The following is a 2,258-nucleotide window of genomic DNA, read 5'->3' as shown; positions in this document are numbered from 1 at the left end:
TGAGTGCCTTTTGGCAGTCGCTCCAAATCTTATTCGCGGGACGTTGGAGTGAATGACGCAGGAATTCACTCCAACGTGTTTGTATATGGTTTGTTGCGTGGTTAAGCAACTAAGTTAACAAATAAAAACGAATAGAAAATCCGCGAGGATTTTCGTAAGTAAGCTAGAACCAGCAATAAATTATATACGGTGTTAGCAACTGGCTTTTATTCTTTCCGAAATTCGGTCAAATTCTTTTTCTCCGAGTTCCGATATAACTTTTTCTTTATTAGACTCAAAGATATTCTTGAAATTCAGAAATTCAGTTGAGTTTTTATTCCAAAATTCAGTTGGCACTTTTGAAACAGAATCTAATAAATCTCCCTCATACAAATCTCCTTCGACAATTATATTCTGTCCAAGTTTTTCTAATGCTATTCCAATTAAAAATTCAATTCCGATTTTTTGCGAAATCAAAAGTCGAATTTGTTCGATTGTTAATTCTGAAACTTTTATTTTTCTATATTCAAAACACCTTTTAACCAAATTAGTTGGAAATTCAGGTGGTTCTTTCCAATAGTCATTTTCTAATTGTTCGATTGATTTTGATTGCATTTTAATCTGTTATTTCTACTAATCCTAAATCTTTAATTACTTGATTAATGTTAAATTCAAAATCTTTTGGAATATTCACAGTCGCAATACTTCCAAGGTCAACTTGCCAAAATCCACCTCTTTTTGTCAATTCTTCTCCGAGCATTCGATAATCAGATTCTTTATAGTTTGGTGTCAGTCCAAATCTTCGAGTAATAAATTCCGTTTCTTTCAGAATTTTTACAACCTCGTGTCTGTTTTCAGAATTGATTTTAGTTTTAAATTCCACACCTAAAGTCAATTGTTTATTAAATAAATCATTGTCAATCATCCGAAATTTGTTTTCAGATAATTGTTCAACATAAAGAGTAGTCATAACTTTTTGTTTTCTGTTATAGACTTCAATTTTAACTTCTTTCATTTTTCAGCGTTCTGATTTTTGCTTGTTGCTAACGTTTATGTATATGGAAAGTTGCGTGTTTGTGTGCGAGGATTTTCCGAAGGAAAATCAGAAGCTAGCAAACAAAGCAACTAACATTGGTTAAGCACAAAATAGCAATTTTTTATATACTTTGTTGTAGTGCGTTATTTTTATTATAAATTAACTTCGGCAACCATTTCGCCATCCTTTGAGTACCAAACTATGTTTTTAATTTTTCTTACGAATGAATATGGTCTGATTTGTTTTTCAGGAATACTCAAGGAATAAGTAACATCAGTCGACAATTCATTTCCTGAGGAATTAAATAGTTTTTCCGCTTCATCTGGCTCCATATGAAGGAAAAAATAAAAATCATTACCTCTTTTTTGTAAGCCTTTAGGAGTCGAGGTTAGTGGGGATAATTTTAGTCCTCTAAAATTGACACCTATTTGTTCAAATTCATTTATTTTAATACTAATAGGATATGTTTTTGATTTAAAGTCGTAAGTCATAAGAGATGAACGAATTAAATTATTTGAAAATAAGTTTTCTGTATCTATTTCTTTTAAAGTTTCTTTGAAGAATTCATAATCTTCTTTGTTGGGATTTTTTCTGATTTTTTCCAATGCAAAAACATTATTTTTATTATCTATTATTTCAGTTTCACCATAAAACAAATAGTAATAATACTCCATTGGAGAAATAAATGGTTCTGGGAAAAATTCAGTACAACAGTTTTGTTTTGTGATGTTTCCTTCAGAATTAAGATATTTACCTTGATTACTATTAATTATTTCAATTCGATTAGAGCCAAAAGTGTTATTATAATTGTAATCCCGACACAGTTTAGCTGCTGCTAAATATAGGACACGGTCAATTCTTCGCCTGTTAATTTTAATTGATTGTTCTAATTGTTTTGGTTCACGAGCATATTTTTTGTGTATTTTAACTTTTGGGTCAGATATTATCTCTTTTTTTGATTCTTCTTTTTTTAATTCTTGATTTACTTCACTTTTGCAAGAGAATAATAATGAGAATATTGAGATTTTAATGAGGAGTAATAAATGGTATTTCATATCTGTTTAATTATTCGTTTTTAATAATAAATTTGATTCATACAATTATCATACCTAGAATTGTAATTGAACAAAATAAGGTTGGTTCTTGGGGTTTTTCTTAATGCACTACAACGTTCTAGTGTATGATTTCGTTGCGTGTTTAAGCATTAAATTTAGCAAATAAATCACAGATAGAAAGTCCGCGA

General features: G+C 29.8%; 3 protein-coding genes. All 3 read right to left on the bottom strand.

Going from position 1 to position 2,258, the window contains the following annotated elements; genetic code table 11:
• Positions 1 to 192 precede the first annotated feature (192 nt).
• Positions 193 to 594, bottom strand: a complete 402-nt coding sequence (locus Q0870_RS15335) for a contact-dependent growth inhibition system immunity protein (protein ID WP_298556769.1) — start codon at positions 592 to 594, stop codon at positions 193 to 195.
• A gap of 1 nt (position 595) precedes the next feature.
• Positions 596 to 994 carry a hypothetical protein gene (locus Q0870_RS15330; protein WP_298556767.1) on the bottom strand — a complete coding sequence of 133 codons (399 nt, stop codon included), beginning with the start codon at positions 992 to 994 and terminating at the stop codon, positions 596 to 598.
• A gap of 173 nt (positions 995 to 1,167) precedes the next feature.
• Positions 1,168 to 2,070 (bottom strand): hypothetical protein, encoded by a 903-nt coding sequence (locus tag Q0870_RS15325; RefSeq protein WP_298556765.1) that lies wholly within the window; start codon positions 2,068 to 2,070, stop codon positions 1,168 to 1,170.
• Between the last annotated feature and the right edge of the window lie 188 nt (positions 2,071 to 2,258).

Origin of the sequence: uncultured Algibacter sp. (assembly GCF_947487575.1) — a bacterium.
Taxonomy (GTDB): Bacteria; Bacteroidota; Bacteroidia; order Flavobacteriales; family Flavobacteriaceae; genus Algibacter_B.
Note: the sequence above shows the minus strand (reverse complement) of the source record. Positions and strands in the feature narration are given on the sequence as shown.